The organism is Comamonas sp. HJ-2, assembly GCF_053615495.1.
Genome location: NZ_JBSIFD010000002.1, coordinates 89,214 through 108,796, shown reverse-complemented (window position 1 = coordinate 108,796; position 19,583 = coordinate 89,214). Strand labels below are relative to the sequence as shown.

18 protein-coding genes and 3 tRNA genes are annotated in these 19,583 nt (G+C 61.3%); 7 read left to right on the top strand and 14 right to left on the bottom strand.

Going from position 1 to position 19,583, the window contains the following annotated elements:
- Positions 1 to 105: 105 nt before the first annotated feature.
- Positions 106 to 366 (top strand): YfhL family 4Fe-4S dicluster ferredoxin, encoded by a 261-nt coding sequence (locus ACWGXF_RS02015; RefSeq protein ID WP_003066028.1) that lies wholly within the window; start codon positions 106 to 108, stop codon positions 364 to 366.
- A gap of 80 nt (positions 367 to 446) precedes the next feature.
- Here the strand turns inward: ACWGXF_RS02015 and pth are convergent, their stop codons facing one another.
- The 7 genes from pth to ACWGXF_RS01980 all read right to left on the bottom strand — a co-directional run bounded on the left by pth (position 447) and on the right by ACWGXF_RS01980 (position 6,334).
- Positions 447 to 1,085, bottom strand: coding sequence for an aminoacyl-tRNA hydrolase (gene pth, locus ACWGXF_RS02010; protein ID WP_256629804.1), 639 nt, complete (start codon positions 1,083 to 1,085; stop codon positions 447 to 449).
- Between the two features lie 129 nt (positions 1,086 to 1,214).
- Complete coding sequence (locus ACWGXF_RS02005) at positions 1,215 to 1,838, bottom strand: 50S ribosomal protein L25/general stress protein Ctc (RefSeq protein ID WP_012837137.1); 624 nt, start codon at positions 1,836 to 1,838, stop codon at positions 1,215 to 1,217.
- Between the two features lie 156 nt (positions 1,839 to 1,994).
- Positions 1,995 to 2,954: a ribose-phosphate pyrophosphokinase gene (locus ACWGXF_RS02000; RefSeq protein WP_003066035.1), complete on the bottom strand. Its 960-nt coding sequence runs from the start codon at positions 2,952 to 2,954 to the stop codon at positions 1,995 to 1,997.
- 44 nt (positions 2,955 to 2,998) lie between these two features.
- Positions 2,999 to 3,075 (bottom strand) — tRNA-Gln (locus tag ACWGXF_RS01995).
- A 30-nt stretch (positions 3,076 to 3,105) separates the two neighbouring features.
- The gene (gene ispE / locus ACWGXF_RS01990; protein ID WP_039049637.1) at positions 3,106 to 3,969 is read right to left on the bottom strand and encodes a 4-(cytidine 5'-diphospho)-2-C-methyl-D-erythritol kinase; all 864 of its coding nucleotides are present in this window, start codon (positions 3,967 to 3,969) and stop codon (positions 3,106 to 3,108) included.
- Positions 3,970 to 4,028: 59 nt separating this feature from the next.
- On the bottom strand, positions 4,029 to 4,550 hold the full coding sequence (locus ACWGXF_RS01985) for a lipoprotein insertase outer membrane protein LolB (RefSeq protein WP_003066040.1): 522 nt from the start codon (positions 4,548 to 4,550) through the stop codon (positions 4,029 to 4,031).
- Positions 4,547 to 6,334 carry a tetratricopeptide repeat protein gene (locus tag ACWGXF_RS01980; protein WP_003066042.1) on the bottom strand — a complete coding sequence of 596 codons (1,788 nt, stop codon included), beginning with the start codon at positions 6,332 to 6,334 and terminating at the stop codon, positions 4,547 to 4,549. The genes ACWGXF_RS01985 and ACWGXF_RS01980 overlap by 4 nt, the downstream gene beginning before the upstream one ends.
- A 50-nt stretch (positions 6,335 to 6,384) precedes the next feature.
- On the opposite strand from ACWGXF_RS01980, the gene mutM reads away from it, so the two are divergent.
- The 3 genes from mutM (at position 6,385) to mutY (ending at position 10,561) form a co-directional block, all read left to right on the top strand.
- Entirely contained in the window at positions 6,385 to 7,224 is an 840-nt protein-coding gene (gene mutM, locus ACWGXF_RS01975) for a bifunctional DNA-formamidopyrimidine glycosylase/DNA-(apurinic or apyrimidinic site) lyase (RefSeq protein WP_256629806.1), read from the top strand.
- Between the two features lie 267 nt (positions 7,225 to 7,491).
- The gene (locus ACWGXF_RS01970; protein WP_256629807.1) at positions 7,492 to 9,489 is read left to right on the top strand and encodes a dynamin family protein; all 1,998 of its coding nucleotides are present in this window, start codon (positions 7,492 to 7,494) and stop codon (positions 9,487 to 9,489) included.
- Between the two features lie 4 nt (positions 9,490 to 9,493).
- Complete coding sequence (mutY, locus tag ACWGXF_RS01965; protein WP_003066048.1) at positions 9,494 to 10,561, top strand: A/G-specific adenine glycosylase; 1,068 nt, start codon at positions 9,494 to 9,496, stop codon at positions 10,559 to 10,561.
- Positions 10,562 to 10,624: 63 nt separating this feature from the next.
- Here the strand turns inward: mutY and ACWGXF_RS01960 are convergent, their stop codons facing one another.
- From ACWGXF_RS01960 to ACWGXF_RS01930, 7 genes are all read right to left on the bottom strand, one after another.
- Entirely contained in the window at positions 10,625 to 10,906 is a 282-nt protein-coding gene (locus ACWGXF_RS01960; protein WP_256629808.1) for a hypothetical protein, read from the bottom strand.
- Positions 10,903 to 12,327, bottom strand: a complete 1,425-nt coding sequence (gene creD / locus ACWGXF_RS01955; protein ID WP_256629809.1) for a cell envelope integrity protein CreD — start codon at positions 12,325 to 12,327, stop codon at positions 10,903 to 10,905. Before creD ends, ACWGXF_RS01960 begins: the two co-directional genes overlap by 4 nt.
- A gap of 107 nt (positions 12,328 to 12,434) precedes the next feature.
- Complete coding sequence (gene creC / locus ACWGXF_RS01950) at positions 12,435 to 13,889, bottom strand: two-component system sensor histidine kinase CreC (protein ID WP_256629810.1); 1,455 nt, start codon at positions 13,887 to 13,889, stop codon at positions 12,435 to 12,437.
- A 5-nt stretch (positions 13,890 to 13,894) separates the two neighbouring features.
- A complete protein-coding gene (locus ACWGXF_RS01945) occupies positions 13,895 to 14,578 on the bottom strand; it encodes a winged helix-turn-helix domain-containing protein (RefSeq protein ID WP_012837146.1) in 684 nt (227 codons plus the stop codon).
- Positions 14,579 to 14,607: 29 nt separating this feature from the next.
- On the bottom strand, positions 14,608 to 15,531 hold the full coding sequence (gene rapZ, locus ACWGXF_RS01940) for an RNase adapter RapZ (protein WP_012837147.1): 924 nt from the start codon (positions 15,529 to 15,531) through the stop codon (positions 14,608 to 14,610).
- Positions 15,532 to 15,535: 4 nt separating this feature from the next.
- Entirely contained in the window at positions 15,536 to 17,293 is a 1,758-nt protein-coding gene (gene recN, locus ACWGXF_RS01935; protein WP_054073496.1) for a DNA repair protein RecN, read from the bottom strand.
- A gap of 2 nt (positions 17,294 to 17,295) precedes the next feature.
- Positions 17,296 to 18,195: an NAD kinase gene (locus ACWGXF_RS01930; protein ID WP_003066061.1), complete on the bottom strand. Its 900-nt coding sequence runs from the start codon at positions 18,193 to 18,195 to the stop codon at positions 17,296 to 17,298.
- A gap of 29 nt (positions 18,196 to 18,224) precedes the next feature.
- Between ACWGXF_RS01930 and hrcA the strand changes: the two genes are divergently transcribed.
- From hrcA to ACWGXF_RS01915, 3 genes are all read left to right on the top strand, one after another.
- Positions 18,225 to 19,232: a heat-inducible transcriptional repressor HrcA gene (gene hrcA, locus ACWGXF_RS01925; protein ID WP_003066063.1), complete on the top strand. Its 1,008-nt coding sequence runs from the start codon at positions 18,225 to 18,227 to the stop codon at positions 19,230 to 19,232.
- A gap of 52 nt (positions 19,233 to 19,284) precedes the next feature.
- Positions 19,285 to 19,361, top strand: a tRNA-Ile gene (locus ACWGXF_RS01920).
- 116 nt (positions 19,362 to 19,477) lie between these two features.
- Positions 19,478 to 19,554: transfer RNA gene (locus tag ACWGXF_RS01915), tRNA-Arg, on the top strand.
- The last annotated feature ends 29 nt before the right edge of the window (positions 19,555 to 19,583 follow it).

Below are 19,583 nucleotides of genomic sequence, written 5' to 3'. Positions count from 1 at the left end.
ATTGTGCCGCGTCCGAGAGGGGGCAGCTTTGTCCTGGATGCTGCCATGTCTTGGGGAGCTTGGGATAATGTGGGCCGATACCGAGAACTGCACAGGAGCTTGCACATGGCATTGATGATTACCGATGAATGCATCAACTGCGATGTGTGCGAGCCCGAGTGCCCCAACGATGCCATCTATATGGGTGAGGAGTTCTACGAAATCGATCCGCACAAGTGCACCGAGTGCGTGGGCCACTTTGACGAGCCCCAGTGCGTGCAGATCTGCCCCGTGGCCTGCATACCGGTGAATCCGGAGTACATCGAAAGCCGTGAGGTTCTGTTCAAAAAATATGAGCTGCTTACGCAGGCCAAGAAAGAAAGTTAAGGCTTTTTAAGTCTGAATTCCTTGTATATCAAGCGCAAATAGCTCCTTATTCAGGAGCTATTTTTCATTCTGCCTCGGGTTCAGGCCTCGCCAGCTGCGGGCTGAGCGGCATCGGGCGCAGGCTTTCGGGGCGGCTTGGGGCGTGGTGCCTTGGTGGTGTGAATCGCGAGAGTCGCCTTGTCCATCTGGCCGGCCACCATATCGGGCCAGGCCTTGAGCGAATGTGTGATGGCGTCCTCGATCAGCTTGAGCTGGTCGGGGGCCGGCTTTTTGAGTACCCAGCTGGCGACCTCGCCCTTGTGGCCGGGGTGGCCTATGCCCACGCGCAGACGCCAGTAATTGGGCGAACCCAGCTGGGCGTGGATATCGCGCAAGCCGTTGTGGCCGCCATGGCTGCCGCCGAGCTTGAGTTTGACCACGCCGGGCTCGAAGTCCAGCTCGTCATGCACGACCAGGATTTCCTCGGGCTGAATCTTGAAGAAGCGGGCCAGTGTGCCGACCGACTTGCCCGAGAGATTCATGAAGGTCTGCGGCTCCAGCAGCCAGATGCTCTGGCCGTGGATGCTGGTGCGGGCCATCAGTCCCCAGTAGCTGCGTTCTGGAACCAGGTTGACTTTGAGTTCGCGCGCCAGCGCATCAATCCACCAGAAGCCGGCATTGTGCCGGGTGTCTTCATATTCAGGGCCAGGATTGCCGAGGCCGACAAACAGTTTGATCATTGCTCGATTATCTTCTTGCCAGCAAAGCTGGGCGGGCGAGGGCTGTTGTGCATGGACCAAAGAAAAAGCCCACCGAGGTGGGCTTTTTCTTGAAGTACAGCGGCAGGCGCCGTACCGAAGACACAAGAATTACTTCTTGCCCTTCTTGGCGGGAGCAGCTGCGGGAGCAGGTGCGGCGCCTTCGGCAGGAGCCACTTCGGGCAGCTTGATGGAGATCAGCGAAGGGTTCTTGTTGGCGCCACGCACCACAGCCTTCACGCCGTTGGGCAGCTTCAGAGCTTGCAGGCCCAGCACGGACTTGGAAGTCAGGGCGCTCAGGTCCACCTTGATGAACTCGGGCAGGTTTGCGGGTTCGCAGATCACTTGCAGCTCGTGCATCAGAGGAGTCACGGTGCAGTTCTCGACCTTCACGGCGGGGGATTCAGCAGTGCCTTCGAAGTGCAGGGGCACGTTCATGTGCAGCTTGGTGTTGCCGTCCACGCGCTGGAAGTCGATGTGTTGCACCAGCTTCTTGTAGGGGTGGAACTGCACGTCGCGCAGCACGACCTTGGTCACTTGACCGTTGATTTCCATGTCCAGGATGCTGGAGTGGAAAGCTTCCTTGTGCACAGCGTGCCACAGGGCGTTGTGATCGATTTCGATCAGTTGGGCTTCACCAGCACCGTAGACGATACCGGGGGTCTTGCCCGACAGACGCAGACGGCGGCTCGCACCCGTACCTTGCTTGGCGCGCTCAGTAGCGACGAATTGCATAACTAACTCCTAGATGGGCGGACCGCGACCAGTCTCGCCCGATTGATAAAAGAATCTGCACCTTGCAGCAAGGCCGTGGATTCTTGCGGTGGCCTCGAAACGCTCAAACCTCCCGAAGGAGGTTTGCTTGGGCTCAAGGCCGAAAAACCAGAGATTTTAAGCGGTAAACAGACTGCTCACCGAATCACCTGTGGAAATGCGGTGAATTGTCTCGGCAAACAGGCCGGCCACGGACAGCTGGCGAATCTTGCCGCACTGCTGTGCTGCGGGGCTCAGAGGAATGGTGTTGGTTACAACCACTTCGTCCAGAGCGCTGCCGTTGCCGATGCGCTCCAGGGCCGGGCCCGAGAAGATGGGGTGCGAGCAGTAGGCGTACACGTTCTTGGCGCCGCGCTGCTTGAGCACTTCGGCTGCCTTCACCAGCGTGCCGGCAGTGTCGATCATGTCGTCCATGATCACGCAGTTGCGGCCGTCGATATCGCCGATCACGTGCATGACTTCGGACACGTTCGCCTTGGGGCGACGCTTGTCGATGATGGCCAGATCGCAACCCAGTTCCTTGGCCAGGGCGCGAGCACGCACCACACCGCCAACGTCGGGGGAGACGACGATCAGGTCTTCGTAGTTCTTCTGACGCAGGTCACCCAGCAGCACGGGGGTGGCGTAGATGTTGTCCACGGGGATGTCGAAGAAGCCCTGAATCTGGTCGGCGTGCAGGTCCATGGTCAGCACGCGCTCGACACCTACGGCCTGCAGCATGTTGGCCACCACCTTGGCGGTGATGGGCACGCGGCTGGAGCGGGGGCGGCGATCCTGGCGGGCATAGCCGAAATAGGGGATCACGGCGCAGATGCGCTCGGCCGATGCACGCTTGAGGGCATCGACCATGACCAGCAACTCCATCAGGTTGTCGTTGGTCGGAGCGCAGGTGGACTGAACCACGAAAACGTCGCGGGCGCGAACGTTCTGCTTGATCTCGACCGCGACTTCTCCATCGGAGAAGCGGCCAACGTCAGCAGCACCAAGAGAGGTGCCGAGGTGCTTAACAATCTCTTCGGCCATGCCAGCATTGGCATTGCCTGTGAAGACCATGAAATCAGAGTGATGTGAATGCATTGTGCGTCCCAGTGCTGTGGGTTGCTATGACGCAAGAAGATGTTTGGCAGGGGAAGAAGGATTCGAACCTTCGCATGCCGGAATCAAAATCCGGTGCCTTAACCAACTTGGCGACTCCCCTACACAGGCCTTTTGTCGAAAACAAAAAGCCTTATAACTTGTTCTCTGGAATCCAGCTATTAAGTGGGTGTTTTTCCAGATTTCTGCAAATCTTGATCTGCCATGTGCCAGGAGCACAGCTCAAATCAATGCTTTGCGTTATCGGTGCAAATACCGCACTTCCAGAGCCCGTCATTGTAGCATGCAATTTGAGTGATTCGAGCCAGCTTCTGACTTTCATTACCTCGGGCTGCAAGCCTTCAGCGACCGGCTGCAGGTCGTTTCGGCCAAAGCCGAAGTGATTCGCAGCGAAGTCCGCAACTATAGCAGGCTTTGTGTCGCGTTTCAGGAGCTCGCTGGAAAAAATCTTGCCCGTTTCCAGGCCCTGTTCGGGCTTGACCACCAGGAACTGCTGCTCCGGCAAGGCATTGCGGCCTGTCAGCGGGGTGATGATTTCGCCGATGCCGCTGACCCAGGCCGAGTGACCGCAGAGGAAAAAGGGGACATCGGCGCCGAGCTTCAAGCCTATGTTTTGCAGTTCCTGGCGTGAGAGCTTCAGATTCCAGAGGCGGTTCAATGCCATCAGCGTGCTGGCCGCATCGGATGAGCCGCCCCCCATGCCGGCTTGGGCGGGCAGGTGCTTTTCAATTCCTATGCGCACGCCTTGCGTGCAGCCTGTGGCTTGCTGCAGGGCTCGGGCCGCGCGTGTGATCAGATCATCGGCAGGCAGGGCAACGCCGTTGAGGTCTTCACGGCTGATCTGGCTGCTGACCGTGCGCTCGAGATGCAGCACATCATGCCAGTCGATGAGCATGAAGACGGATTCCAGCAGGTGATAGCCGTCAGGCCTGCGGCCGGTAATATGCAAAAAAAGGTTGAGCTTGGCCGGGGCCGGCACGTCATAGAGCGAGTGCATGGCGTGTATGTGTCAGTAAGAGAAAAACGGTGCAACGATAGCACCGGGTTGCCGGCCAGTCAGCGAGCGTCCTGATCGAGAACGATGCGCAAGGAAGCCTCGGGTGGGGGGCTGATGCGGTCGGCACGCAGGCGGCCATCGTTGATGCGCGAAAGATCTGTCTGCCAGCCGGTCACAGCCGTGTTCTTGCCTTGCAGCCAGTCGAACAGCGCGGTGACGGGAATCTCGCTGCCTGTCATGCGGGTGATGAGCTCAGGCAGGGAGTCTGACTGGGTGATCTGATCGCCCTGCTGCAAGGTGGCTCCGGCACGCGTCCATTGCAGGCGGGCCATGATGGATCCCAGCGGGTTGAAGACCAGCAGTGTTCCGCTCTCGGGCTGGCCTTGCAGCTCAAAACCGGCGCTGAAGGATTGCTGCCGGGCATCCTGGACCTGCAGCGCCATGCGGCCGGACCAGTGGTGACTGGCCGTCACATCGGGTTGCAGCTGCCGTGCCGGTTGGGCGCAGCCGCCGAGCATGGCCACTCCCAGAGCCAGCCCTAGGGCTGGCAGAATTTTCAAGAAAGTCGGCCTGCGCTTCATGGCGTCACTTTGTGGCGTTTGAGGGTTTCCAGCAGAGTGTCATTGCTGCTGTCTGCCTTCATGCCCTGGCGCCAGATGAGTTGGGCGCGGTCTTGCTTGCCTTGGGCCCAGAGAACTTCCCCCAGGTGGGCGGCAATTTCCGCATCCTGGCGCGTGGCATAGGCCTGCTCCAGCAGTTTTTCGGCTTCGTCCAGATTGCCGCGGCGGAAATGCACCCAGGCCAGGCTGTCGGTGATGAATGGATCGCCGGGCTGCATGTCTAGAGCGGTCTGGATCAAGGTCTGCGCTTCTTCCAGCTTGATGCCGCGATCAGCGTAGGAGTACCCCAGTGCGTTGTACGCATGCTTGAAATCGGGTTTGCGCTTGATGATGTCGCGCAGCAGGCGCTCCATCTCGCTGAAGTTTCCGGCTCTTTCCGCGAGCAAGGCGGTGTCGTAGGCCAGCTCCACATCATCGGGTGCCTGGCTCAGCAGCTGAGCTTGCAGCGCATAGGCTTCCTTGTTCAGGCCTGCATCGCGCAGTAGCTGCACCTCGGCAATCTGCTTGAGGCGCTTCTGGTTGGGACCGTTTGCAGGAATGGCCTGGATCAGGGCGCGAGCTTCCTTCACCTTGCCCTGGCGAGCCAGCAGATCGGCGCGCCGAGCCTGCACGCTGAGCAGGTTGGCGGCATCGGGAATGCGCTGCAGATAGATGTCGGCTTCGTCGTAGCGCTGACGCTTTTCGGCCAGATCGGCCCTGAGCAGATAGAGCTGGGATTCGCCAGCAGCGCGACCCACACCCTCAGGCAGCTTGGGCAGCAGAGCGCTGAACTGTGTCAGGGAAACGTCGGCAGCATCCAGCTCGCCATCCTGCAATTGCAAATTGGCGAGCATGACCCAGGCTTCCGGAAATTCGGGCGCCTCGCGCGTTATGAGCTGCAACTGGGTCTTGGCATCGGCGTTGCGTTTTTGTCCCAGCAGCACGCGGGCATAGGTCAGGCGCAGTTGTGGCGAATGATTCTTTTCAAGATAGCGCTTGACCAGCGGCTCCACTTCGGCGGAACCCGATTCCAGCAGTTCCATGGCCAGCAAGGCGACGGCACCCGATTCAGGACCCAGCTTGGCGCCGTTCTGCAGCGCCTGCAGGGCGGCAGGCTTTTGACCGGCGATCAGGCGCATATGGCCTATGGCGGCCCAGGCCATGGGGCCGTTCTTCGGGTCCTTTAAATCGATTTCCAGCGCTTGCTCGACCACATCGGCGGCCAGAGGCTTGTCCGAGGCATTGTTGTAGAGCTGGGTGATGGCCAGAAAAGTGGTGCTGCGATTGGCTTGAGGGGTCAGCTCGACCTCTCGACGCAGATAGCTGGCCGAGTCTGCAATGCGGTTCATCACCACCAGAATGCGCAGCACTGCGCGGTTGGCATCGCGTGATTCGGGGTAGGCCTCCAGCCAGGCGCGGGCATTGCGCAGTGCGCGGTCGCCCGAGCGGGACTGAATGGCAAGTTCGGTGGCGCGGCGATAGAGCTTTTCGTTGTTGCTGCTGCGCGCAGCCTCCATCATCAGGGCCTGGGCGTCCGTCAGGGCGCCTTCCTGAGCGGCCATCTCTCCCACCAGGATTTCGTAGAACAGCTCGGCAGAGAGGGCTGCTTGCTCATTCTCACGCTCCGCGGCCTGTTCGAGATCGGTGCTTTGCTCGATCTTGTCCTGCTGGGATGGCGGGTCAGCGGTCTGGGCGGATGCGATTGCCGATCCCATGGCCAGAACGGCGGCCACGGCGAGTCCCTGAAAACGTAGAGGATGAACCATCGGCTCATAATAATCCAAGCTTGTTGAACACTTGGCGAAGATGAGATTGCATGCCTGAGTTGCCCGAAGTCGAGGTTACGCGCCGCTCTTTTGCTGACCGCATTGCGGGTGCGCAGATTGAGAAAGCCACCTTGGGAAAGCCCCTGCGCTGGCCTCTGGGGCTGTTGCCGCAGGCACTGGTCGGCAGAGTCGTGCTGGGCGTGCGCAGACGCGGCAAGTATCTGCTGCTGGACCTGAGCGAGGGTCTGCTGCTCATGCACCTTGGCATGTCTGGCAGTCTGCGCTTTGCGGGCCGCGACGAGGAGCCGCTGGGTACTGGCGGAGCGCATGATCACTTCGACCTGCAGACATCGCGCGGCTTGCTGCGTCTGCATGATCCGCGCCGCTTCGGAGCCGTGATCTATGTTCCGGATGAAGGCGATGTCCTGGCGCGCAAGCTGCTTGACCATCTGGGTATGGAGCCGCTGAGCGACGGATTCACGCTGGACGCCTTTCAGGCCGGGCTGGCTGCCAGTCGCTCGCCCATCAAGCAGCTGCTGCTCAGCGGCAGCGTGGTCGTCGGTGTCGGCAATATCTATGCTTCCGAGGTGTTGTTTCTCTCGCGGATTCACCCGACAACACCGGCGCGCGATGTGGGCAGGCGCAAGGTCAAGGTTTTGTATGAGGCCATTCGCTCCGTGCTGGCCTTGGCGGTGGAGAAAGGCGGCACGACCTTGCGCGATTTTTCCGCGGCCAACGGCATGGAAGGGCACTTTCAGCTGGAGGCCCAGGTTTATGGCCGCGATGGCCTGCCTTGCTCGCATTGCGGCGCCGCCATCCAGCTCATGCGCCAGGGGCAGCGCAGCACCTATTACTGCGCCCGCTGCCAGAAGGCCGCGAGAACTCTCTGAATTTGATAGCTAATACCGCAGCTTGAGTATGCGTTCAGGCATGTTTTGACGTCACAATTTCATTTTGATGCTTGATATGCCTCAGAGGCGTCGCCAGTGCCCAGGCATTGGCGCTGTTCTGCGCCGTTGCGCGCAGATACTTGGCGGCTGGAGATATCAGGCCAGCCTCTGGAAGAGCCGTAGATGCTGTCAAGGGGCAATGCTATATATTGATCAGGCGGTCAGCCTTGGCTGACCCGGCGACTCAGACAAACAAGAGGGGTAGATGTGTCAGCTTCATTCAACGAGCAGTTTGGTCAGTATGGCGCATGGCGACGGGGTTTTGCCACCCAACTGCAGGAGCTGCGTGAATGGTTGATTGCCCAGGATCTGCTGGACGCCTCGGTGCAGGAGCGCTTGCAGAGACTGGAAGAGCAGATGCGCACCGACAAGGTCATGGTTGCCTTCGTGGCCGAGTTCTCGCGCGGCAAATCCGAGCTGATCAACGCTGTCTTCTTTGCCCATTACGGCCGCCGGCTGATGCCGGCCAGTGCAGGCCGCACCACCATGTGTCCGGCGGAGCTGGGCTGGGAGCCGGAGCTGCCACCTTGTCTGCGTCTGCTGCCCATTGATACCAGAGAGTCACCGGAGAGCCTCGGCCAGTGGCGCATGCGTCCCGACGCCTGGGTGCAGCAGCCGCTGGATATCGCCGATGCGCAGCAGATATCCGACACGCTGGCCAAGGTGGCGGAGGTGCGCAAGGTCTCCATCGATCAGGCCAGGGCCTGGGGCTTTTGGCATGACGACGAGGCTGCCGACAACCCCATGGTCGATGCCGACGGCTGGGTCGAGGTGCCGATGTGGCGCCATGCCTTGATCAATATGCCCCATCCTCTGCTCAAGCAGGGACTGGTGATTCTCGATACGCCTGGTCTGAATGCCGTGGGGGCCGAGCCGGAGCTGACCGTCAATCTGATACCCCAGGCACATGCCGTGGTCTTTGTGCTGGGCGCCGATACCGGCGTGACCAAGTCCGACCTTGCCATCTGGCGTGACCATGTGCTGCCGGCAGGAGCCGGCAAGGCGGGGGGCGATGACGCCCTGGCTGCATCGCGTCTGGTGGTGCTCAACAAGGTGGATACGCTGTGGGACAGCCTGAGTTCCGGCGCGCAGGTGCAGGCCCAGTTGCGCCGTCAGCAGCAGGACTCGGCCCAGTTGCTGGGGGTGGCGCTGGAGCGCGTGCTGCCCATCTCCGCCCAGAAGGGGCTGGTCGCCAAGGTGGGGCGTAACGACAGCCTGCTTCAGGCCAGCGGCCTGCCCGCTTTTGAAGACCTTCTGGCCAATGGCATCATGGGGCAGCGCCAGAAAGTGCTGCAGGCCGCTGTGCGTACCAATGTGCAACAACTGCAGTCGCAGGTGGAGCGCGTCATCAATATGCGCCGCGGCGATCTCGACGACCAGTTGGCCGAGCTCTGCGGCCTGCGCGGCAAGAATGCGGCGGTGATTGCCGGCATGCGTGCCCGTATCGAGGCCGAGCACAAGGAATTCGACCAGAGTGCCAGCCGCATCCAGGCCATGCGCAACATCCATATGCGCATGCTCAAGGAGCTTTTCCTGCTTCTGAGCTCGAGCACTTTGAAGGCCGAACTGGCCGAGCTGAAAGAAGCGCTGGATCAGCGTGGGCTCAAACTTGGCCTGCGCAAGGTCTATGAGCAGACTTTCGAGCGCCTGCATGCCGTGGCTGCAAAGGCGCAGGACCAGGCCGATGAGATCCAGGCAATGATGAGTTCCTCGTTCAAGGAGCTCAATGCGGAGTTTGGCTTCTCCCTGCAGACACCGCCGCAGCTGGTGCTGTCCGAGCTCAAGGATGACTTGCGCAGCATCGAAGGCAGTTACACCCAGTATCTGGGGCTTGGCAGTGTCATCAGGCTCGGCAGTGCCGACTTTTCGCAGCGCCTGATCAAAGCTCTGGCGCTGCGTCTGCGCACGGTGTTTGAAGCGGCATCGAACGACGTGGATATGTGGAGCAAATCACTGACTGCACCAGTCGATGCACAATTGCGCGAACGTAAACGCAGTTACACGCGCCGCCTGGAGGCCGTGGACCGGATCAGCGGTGCAGCCACTGAGCTGGAGGAGCGCATTGCAGACATGGAAAATGCACAAGCCCGCCTGGGCATGCTGCAGACGCAGCTGATCAGCGCATCGGCACAATTGCTGGATCCGATTGCGGCCGAGCGGCCGCAGGCTGCGTCCATGCCGTTGGACATCAACCTGGTAGCTTGAAATCTTGACTCTCCCTTCGATTGCCGCAGCCGTGGTGCAGTGGCAGGCCAGCCATGGCCGCAATCATCTGCCCTGGCAGCAAACCCGTGACCCTTACCGCGTCTGGCTGTCTGAAATCATGCTGCAGCAGACTCAGGTCAGCACCGTGCTGGGCTACTACCAGCGTTTCCTGGACGCTTTTCCGGATGTGGCCAGCCTGGCGGCTGCACCGCAGGATGCCGTGCTGGCGCTGTGGAGCGGCCTGGGCTACTACAGCCGCGCGCGCAATCTGCATAAATGCGCGCAGACCGTGATGGAGCAGTGGGGCGGGGCTTTTCCGCAAACGGCCGAAGAATTGGCGACCTTGCCAGGCATTGGCCGTTCCACGGCCGGCGCCATTTCATCGTTCTGCTTTTCCGAGCGGGTGCCGATTCTGGATGCCAATGTGCGACGTGTTCTCACAAGGGTGCTGGCGTTCGATGCGGATCTGGCTCAGTCCAGAAATGAAAAGCAGCTGTGGGAACACGCCCAGCAACTGTGCCCCACCGAGAATCTGCACGAAGCCATGCCGCGCTACACCCAGGGCATGATGGATCTGGGCGCCAGCGTCTGCACATCGCGCAAGCCCACCTGCCTGGTGTGCCCTCTGCACTCCGAATGCCGGGCGGCCCGCGCCGGCAACCCGGAGAACTATCCCGTGCGCACGCGCAAGATCAAGCGCAGCGCCGAGTCCTGGTGGCTGCTGCTGGCGGTGGACGTGCAGCGCCGCGTATGGCTGCAAAAGCGTCCGCAAGCCGGTATCTGGGCCGGGCTTTACAGCCCGCCGGTCTTTGAAGACTATGCGGCACTGCAAAGCCATGCGCAGGCCGCATGGCCTCAGGACGGGACCCGGAGCTGGCAGGACCTTCCCGGCTTTCTGCATGTACTGACCCACAAGGATCTGCACCTGCATCCGGTTCTGGTGCCCGTCGATCAGGCGCACGCCGCCCTGGTCTCAGAGGCCGATGAATCCTGCTGGGCGGATGCCGCGGCCTGGGCGGAGCTGGGTCTGCCGGCCCCGATCCGCAAGCTGCTCGATGCCGAGCTGGCTTGAACGCCTGCAGCATGAATGAAAAAAGGTGACGGCAGGCGTCACCTTTTTTGATGGCTGAAGATTTCAGAAGCGCAATCTGGGCATCAGCATGGAGCAGCGCAGCCCCATCAAGGCCAGCCACAGGGCCCTGGCCTGCGGGTTGCCACGCTGTGTCTGCAATTGCCGGCCCGCGGCCACCACCTGCTGGCGCAGGACTTGCTGCGCCTTGCGGTCGCCTTGGCTTTGTGCGTTCAGCCAGAGTTGCTGGTACTGCTGCACGCTGAGCTGGCAAGGCTCGCCAAGCAGATGGCGCGACGAAGTGTTCAGCAAGGCCTGAGCCTGCGGAGTGTGTCGTGACTGGTTCATGCGGCCTCCTCTTGTTTCGAAGACTTGTTTGGCGCTTCGCTCTCGCTGCGCCCAAAGGCGTACCAGTCCACATGACGGGTACAGATCATGACCAGGGCCAGCACGCCGAACAGGGCGATGGAGCCGACGACCAGAGCGGTCTGCTCCAGCTGCAGCAGTACATACAGCAGGCCGTACAGGGCAGAGATGGCAATCGCGAACGGCAGGCCACGTCTGATGCTGCCCAGAATGTGGCTGGCATAAAAGGCCAGCAGAGCCACGCAGGAGCTGGCCGCAATCGCATAGGCCGTGGCAAAGCCCAGATGCTCGGACAGGCTGATCAGCAACAGGAAGAAGCTGCACAAGGCCGAGCCGACCAGCAGGTACTGCACGGGGTGAACGCGCAGCTTTTTCATGACTTCGAACAGGCCGACCGCGACAAAGGTCAGGATCACAAAAAGAATGCCGTATTTGGTGGCGCGCTCGCTCAGCGAATAGACATTGACGGGATTGACGAACTCCGTGTCCATGGTTTCGAGGCAGGGGCCGCTGTCGTCATGGCTGCGGGCTGCGGAGGCGGCATAGGTTTCCGAGCTGCCCCAGTAGCCAGGGCTGCAAAGACGTTGCTGGCGGGTGAAGGCCGTGCTGGCAGAGGTGGCCAGCGAGGACAGCTCCCAGCTGGCGGTAAAGCCGCTGTCCGTCACTTCGCGTCGGCTGGGTAGAAAGCTGCCGCCAAACGAGGGATGAGGCCAGTCGGCCGTCAGCGTGACCTTGCTTTCCGTGGCGATGGGGCTGAAGGTGAGCTGCTCCGTGCCCAGCAACTGCAGCTTGAGGTCCAGATTCAGGGCTTGGCCTTTTTTCAGCAGGCTGGCGTCAATCTCCGCCTGGATGCCCTTGCCGTAGCGCTCCAGCGGAGTGCCGGATTCGACCGCAAGGTCCTGGCCGTTGGCCTGCAGCGTCGCGCTGCGGATGCCGCGGGGGTCGCTGAGCGCGAATGCTGCAAAGACTTTCTTGCAGCGCACCACGGCGTTGGGCTCGCTGGGTTTGGGCAGCTCCGCATACTGCGCGGCATTGGCAAAACCGGCCGATATCTGGTCGTGCAGCACATAGGTGTTGATGTGGTGCAGGCCGCGTGAGCGCTCTTCCATTTTGGCGTTGGCATCGTGGTTGAGCGTGTCGGGCAGCAGCATGCGCTGGAATTCGCGGGTGCTGTACTCGATTTTCTTGCCATTGGTCGTGCTGGTGGTTTCGGTGCAGTTCTGCACCAGGGCCGGGCCGATCAGCGTCTGCGTGCCGGCCAGGCTGGAGACCACGCTTTGCACGGCGTAGTCGCGGTTGCGTATGCGGTCTTTCACCACATCCTGAATCATGGACAGGCCGGCCATGAGCAAGGCCAGAACGATCAGCAGTGAGACTGTCTTGAACAGCAGTCGGTTTTTCATGCGTGCTCCTGAATGAGGGGTTTCAGGACGCAGTGTCGGCAGCGACTGTGTGGGCGCAATGAAGTCTGTGAAGCGGGCGTGAAGTCCTGCTCGAAAGCCTTGGCTGCTCAGCTTTGGGGAGCGAAATCCAGTGTCACGGCAAGGCCGGGGTGACGATTGCGGACATGCATGCTGCCGCCATGAAGATGCATGATGCGGGTGACGATGGACAGGCCCAGCCCGGTGCCGCTGCGCTCTCCGTTGGGTCTGGGGGTCGTGAAGAAGCGCTCGCCCAGGCGGGCCAGCAAGGGCTCGGCCACGCCCGGGCCCTGATCGCTGATGGTGATGCGGTGCGGGGCCAGCTCAAGCTCGATCACGCTGTTCTCTGCAGAGAAATCCAGGGCGTTCTGCAGCAGATTGCTGATCGCCAGAGTGACCAGGCCGGCCTCCCAGGGGCCGCTGCTGTCCACACCGCTCAGGCGCATGGCCATGCCGCGTTGCTCTGCATGGCTTTGCAGGGAGTCCATGGCTTGCCGGGCACATTCCATCAGGCTGCAGCCATGGCTGGTGTCCAGTTGCTGGCGCTGCTCGAGGCGGCTGAGCTGGAGCAGCTGGTCGATCAGGTTTTGCAGACGCAGGCTCTGGTCCACCACCTGTCCGGCAAACATGGCCCGGTCCTGGGGCGGCAGCTCTTCCTGCAGCAACTCGCCCGCGCCGCGTATGGCGGCCACCGGGCTTTTGAGTTCGTGGGTCAGGGCGCGTACATAGCCCTCGATATAGTCGCGCCCTTCCAGGCGCTTGCGCATATTGTCCATGGCCTGGGCCAGCTCGCCCAGCTCGCCGGGCATGTCGGGTATGGCCGCAGGAGCCGAGGCCTGTGCGGGGTGGGCAGACTCGTTGAGCGTGGGGGCCTGCACCTGTTGTGCATAGTTGCGCAGCCGGCGCACGTGAAGCACAAACCACCAGGTGACCGCACAGCCCACGGCGGCGGACAGCAGCACAAACAGCAGGCCGCCGCGCAGAATCTTCTGCTCCGCGCCGTCGACGATTTTCTGTACCGAGCTGGAGGGCTTGGAGGTGGTCAGCACCCCGGCAATCTGGCCGTCCACCATGATGGGCGCGGAGACATACATGACGCTGCTGGATTCGTCCTCCTTGACGGCTCGCGTGGTGCGTGCGCCATATTCACCGCGCAGCGTCAGATAGACATCGCGCCAGCGCGAGTAGTCGGCTCCCTGGTCCCTGCCCTGGGAGTCGAACAGCACCATGCCCCGGGCGTCGGTGACGGTGATGCGCAGATCCAGCGTGGTCTTGCGAGTGTCCCAGATCCAGGCCTGTATCGGCTTTTGCGTGTAGCCCTGCAGCTGAGCGGCAAACGTGCTGTCCGCACCGGCTTGCAGCCGGCCTTTTTCCATGTCGGCACTGGCCAGCGTGGCAAGCGCATAGGCGGTCTCCACCAGCGTGTCCTCGGTCACCTTGCGCACGCTGGGTTTGATCTCCACCATGAAGACGCGCAGTACGAAAAAGGCGGCCAGGCCGTTGATCAGGAAGAAGGCGAAGAAGAGACGCAGGCCCAGACGCATACCGGCTATCCGGGCTGGTTCAGGCTATAGCCCAGACCGCGGTGGGTGACGATGAGCTCCTGATCGGGCAAACGCTCGCGCAGTTTGGCGCGCAGGGTCTTGATATGGGTATCCACCGTGCGGTCCGTGCTCTCGCTGTCCAGCCCCCAGATTTGCTCCAGCAAGGCGTCGCGGCTCAGGATGCGGCCTGCCGCGTTGACCAGACTCTGCAGCAGCTGATATTCGCGCCTTGTCAGATCCAGCGCCTTGCTGTGGATCAGGGCACGCTGCCCTTGCTCATCTATTTGAAGTGCTCTCGCAAGCTGGGCGGGTGCTGCAGGCTGAAATTGCCTGGAGCGGCGCAGCAGGGCGCGGGTGCGCGCCAGCAGTTCGCGCGGGCTGAAGGGCTTGGTCAGATAGTCGTCTGCGCCCAGCTCCAGGCCCAGAACCTTGTCCATCTCCTCGCCTCTGGCGCTGAGCACCAGCACCGGAACAATGGAGCCGGCAGAGCGCAGCTCGCGGCACCAGTCCAGGCCGTTGCCATCGGGCAGGCCTATGTCCATGAGCAGCACATCAAACGCTGTCCTGCTCCATTGCTGACGCGCATCGGCGATCAGCAGGCTGTGGGTGACGGCAATGCCCTCGCGCTCCAGAGCGTAGCAAATCGTTCTTGCAATGGCCGGGTCGTCTTCGAGCAGCAGCACCTGCATGGCTGACGTCTGAGGGCTGAGCATGCGGGTCAGCTGATCGGGTGGATGGCGTCCGGGGCCAGAAACTGCTGAGAGACCTGGATGAATTTGTCGCGAAAATCCAGTGAGCGGTGGCGGCGGACGGTGGGCCACTGCTTCTCGAAGTGCCTGGCGAGAGCTTCGACGAGAAAGACCGAGCGGTGCTGCCCGCCCGTGCAGCCTATGCCCACGGTGACATAGCTGCGGTGGTCTCTGGCCAGCAGCGGCAGCCAGCGTTCGAGGAACTGCTGTATATCCAGCTGCATCTGCTGCACCTCGGGCAAGGCGCCCAGATAGTCGGCAACCGGCTTGTCCAGGCCCGTCAAGGCACGCAGCTCCTTGTCATAGAAAGGGTTGGGCAGCATGCGCACATCAAACACATAGTCCGAGTCGATGGGCATGCTGTGCTTGAATCCAAAGGACTGGAACATCAGCGTCATCTGTCCTGCCGGTGCTTCGATGATCTGCTTGATATAGCTTTGCAGCTGCGCCGACTTGAGGTCGCCGGTGTCGATGACGATGGAGCGGTCGCGCAGCAGGCCCAGCAGCTCGCGCTCTTTTTCGATATCGAGCTCCAGTGCCTGGCGCTCGCTGGTCAGGGTGCCGGGGGACAGAGGATGGCGTCTGCGGGTTTCCGAAAAGCGCCTGATCAGAGTGCCGCTGTCGGCATCGAGAAAAATCATGCGTGGCATCAGCCCCTGCTTTTTCAGGCGATGCAGCTGATCGGGCAGCTGGGGCAGGCCCTTGGCGCTGCGCGCATCCATGGCAATCGCCACTTTCTCGTCCTGATGGTTGAGCTTGAGCTCCACAAAGGACTGCAGCAATTCCGGGGGCAGGTTGTCGACGCAGTAGTAGCCAGCATCCTCCAGCGCATGCAGCGCAACGGATTTGCCCGATCCGGACATGCCGCTGATCAGAACAATCTCCATGGACATGATTTCAAACTCCTCTGACTTTGCCGCTTTTGCGTGCTGTAGTGCTGGCCTTGGCACTTCGGGCCTGGGTGCCCGATGGACGCTGGGCGCTGTTTGCGGCCTGCTTTGCAGGCAATCTTGCCATGGCCAGCATTTCTCTGGCATGGGCCATGGTTGCTTCGGACAGGTGCTCGCCGCCCAGCATGCGGGCCATTTCCATCTCGCGCTCCTCGCCAGTCAGCGGATCCACGCTGCTGATGGTGGTGTTGGACTTGGGGCGCTTGGTCACCCGGTAGTGCTGGTCTGCATAGGCAGCGACCTGGGGCAGGTGAGTGACGGCCAGCACCTGGCGTGAATCGCCGAGCGAGTGCATGAGGCGGCCCACGGTTTCGGCCACGGCTCCGCCCACGCCGGAGTCCACTTCGTCAAAAATCAGGGTCCCGGCCTGGCCCAGTTCGCTGGTGGTCACGGCAATGGCCAGCGAGATGCGCGACAACTCGCCGCCCGATGCCACCTTGGCAACGGGCTTGGGCGTGGCGCCGGTATGGCCTGCAACCAGAAAAGTGATGCTGTCCGTGCCCGCAGGACTGGCGGCATCGGCATGCTCGAGCTGCACTTCGAAACGGCCGCCCTTCATGCCCAGGCTTTGCATGGACTGGGTGATGGCGCGTGACAGGCGTGGTGCAGCCAGGGTGCGCTGCTGCGAGATTTTGCGCGCCTCGGCCTGATACCTGAGGTGGGCGGCTTGCTCTTTGGCGCGCAGCCCCTCCACATCGACGGCAGCATCCAGCTGGTGCAGCTCCTGTTTCCAGCCTTCGAGCAGGGCGGGCAAGTCCTCGGGTGTGCGCTTGTAGCGGCGCGCCAGCTGCATCCACAGCGACAGGCGTTCATCGAGATCGGCCAGCAGCTCGGGATCCAGATCGGCGCGGCGCAGATAGGCCTGCAGCGAGTGACGGGCATCGTGCAACTGGGCCACACAGGAGCCCAGTACGTCGGCAATGCTCTGAAACTCAGGCTCAAGATGCTCCTGGTCCTGCAGCAGGTGGTGGGCCCTGCCCAATGGGGTGGCCGCTCCCGCATCGTCATCCTCCAGCAGTTGCAGGCAGGACTGGGCCGAGTCCATCAAGGTCTGCGCGTGTGACAGACGTGTGTGCTGGGCATTGAGCTCATCCCACTCTTCGGCGCGCGGCGACAGCTTGTCCAGCTCGGAAATCTGCCATTGCAGACGCTCCCGTTCGCGTTGCAGATTGTCCTGGGCCGATAGCGCCTGCTCCAGTGCCTGATGGTTCTGGCGCCAGTCCAGCCAAAGCGATTTGAGCTGGGCCGTTTCAATGCCACCGTAGGTATCCAGCATGGCGCGTGCTGCATCCGGGCGGGTCAGGCTTTGCCAGGCATGCTGGCCGTGAATGTCGATCAGCTGATCGCCCAGATGGCGCAACTGCGTGGCTGTGGCGGGAGAGCCGTTGATCCAGGCGCGGCTGCGGCCCAGACTGTCGATGACGCGGCGCAGCAGCAAATCCTGCTCCTGCGCAAAACCCGACTCTTCCAGCCATTCATGAAGATGGGGCGGGCAATCGAACTCTGCGCAAATATCGGCCTGAGGGCAGCCTTCGCGCACCACCTGTGCATCGGCTCGTGCGCCCAGCACCAGTTGCAGAGCGTCGAGCATGATGGATTTGCCGGCCCCGGTTTCGCCGGTAAGCACCGTGAAGCCGGTCTGCCAGTCCAGATCGAGTGACTGGACAATCACAAAGTCCCGCAGGACGATGCGCTTCAAGGCCATGGTCAGACGCCTCCCTCGTTCCAGCCCAGTTTTTTGCGCAGGGTGTCGAAGTAATTCCAGCCCTTGGGGTGCAGAAAGTGCACGCTGTGATCGGCGCGCGTCACCAGAATGCGGTCGCCATGCTGCAGCGATTTCAGTGACTGCATGTCGAAGTTCGCGCTGGCGTCGCCTCGGCCGCCCACCACCTCGATAGTCACTTCCTGAGCGTCGGAGAGCACGATGGGGCGGTTGGAGAGGTTGTGCGGCGCGATGGGCACCATCACCCAGGCCGGAATCGAAGGGTGCAGCATGGGGCCGCCGGCCGAGAGCGCATAGGCAGTGGAGCCCGTGGGGGTGGCCACGATCAAGCCGTCCGCGCGCTGGTTGGAGACAAAGCTGCCGCCGACCTCGATGCGCAGCTCCACCATGCCCGAGGTCGAGCCACGGTTGACCACCACATCATTCATGGCCTGGGCTTCAAACACGCACTGGCCGTCGCGCATGACGCGAGCATTCATCAGGGTGCGTTCGTCTTCCTCGTACTCGCCCTGCAGTATGGGCGTGATGGAGGCTTCGAATTCATCCAGGGCGATATCGGTGACAAACCCCAGGCGGCCCTGGTTGATGCCGACCAGCGGCGTGCCATAGCGCGCCAGATGGCGGCACACGCCCAGCATGGTGCCGTCGCCGCCCACCACCAGGCCGAGGTCGCAATGCCTGCCCAGACCGTCAACGTCCATGCTCGGGTAATCGGGCAGGCCCGCATAGATGGCGGACTGGGTATCCAGAATCACCTCACAACCCAGGCTGCGCACGTAACCGGCAATCCGTTGCAGCGCTTCGCTGGCTGCATCGGACGGAACGCCTGCTGCGGGTGTGTGGTACTTGCCGATCAGGGCAATATGGTGGAACGTGGATGTCATCTGGGAAATTACATCATTAAAATGAAATCATGCTCGACGAACGTGCCAAGTTATTGCTCAAAGCGCTGATCGAGCGTTACATCGCTGACGGTCAACCAGTCGGCTCGCGCACTCTTTCACGTGCATCCGGGCTTGAATTGTCGCCTGCCACCATACGCAATGTGATGGCCGACCTGGAAGAGATGGGTCTGATCATCAGCCCTCACACATCGGCAGGCCGCGTGCCGACAGCCAGGGGATACCGCCTGTTTGTCGACACCATGCTGACTGTGGACCGCTGCGATCTTGTAACGCCCGGCCTGATGCCTGAACAGCCGCAGAAGGTCATTGCCAATGCGGCCAATCTGCTGTCCAACCTCTCCCAGTTCGTGGGTGTGGTCATGGTGCCGCGTCGCAGCTCCGTCTTCAAGCATATCGAGTTCGTGCGCCTGTCGGAGCGGCGCTTTCTGGTCATCATCGTCTCGCCCGAAGGCGATGTGCAAAACCGCGTGATCTTCACGGATGTGGATTACGAGTCCTCGCAACTGATAGAAGCCTCGAATTTCCTCAATCACCATTACGCCGGTTTGACAATGGAGGAGGTGCGCACGCGGCTGCAGACCGAGGTGGAGCAATTGCGGGGCCAGGTTGCCAGCCTCATGCAGGCAGCGGTGAATGTAGGCACTGAGGTCATGAGCAACCATGATCGCGAGGATGTGGTGATCGCCGGCGAGCGCAATCTGCTGTCCGTGAGCGATTTTTCCAGCGATATGGGCAATCTGCGCCGCGCTTTCGACCTGTTCGAGCAGAAAACGCAAATCCTTAGGTTGCTGGATTTCTCCAATCAGGCTGATGGCGTACGCATTTACATCGGCGGCGAGAGCCAGACCGTGCCGTTTGAAGATTTGTCTGTAGTGAGTGCTCCCTATGAGCTCGACGGCAAGGTGGTTGGCACCTTGGGGGTGATCGGCCCCACGCGCATGCACTACGACAAGATGATCCAGATTGTCGATATCACATCCAAACTGGTGAGCAATGCTCTGAGTCACAAGCGTTAGGCCCTACAATGGCGAAGTTTTTCTGGTGGCAGCCACGGCTGTTGTCAGTGTTGGGGCGTTAGCTCAGTTGGTTAGAGCAGAGGACTCATAATCCTTTGGTCGTCGGTTCAAGTCCGCCACGCCCTACCAAGCTGCATGAAAGCCTGCCGTCTTCATCGATGGCAGGCTTTTTCTTTGCATGAACGCGAAAAAGTTGTCGATTTGGTCCGAGAGCCGTTTTTGCACTGCTAGAATACAACCCTGTTGCGGCTGTAGCTCAGCTGGATAGAGTACTTGGCTACGAACCAAGGGGTCGTGGGTTCGATTCCTGCCAGCCGCACCACAAAACGTCAAGCCTCAGAACTGAAAAGT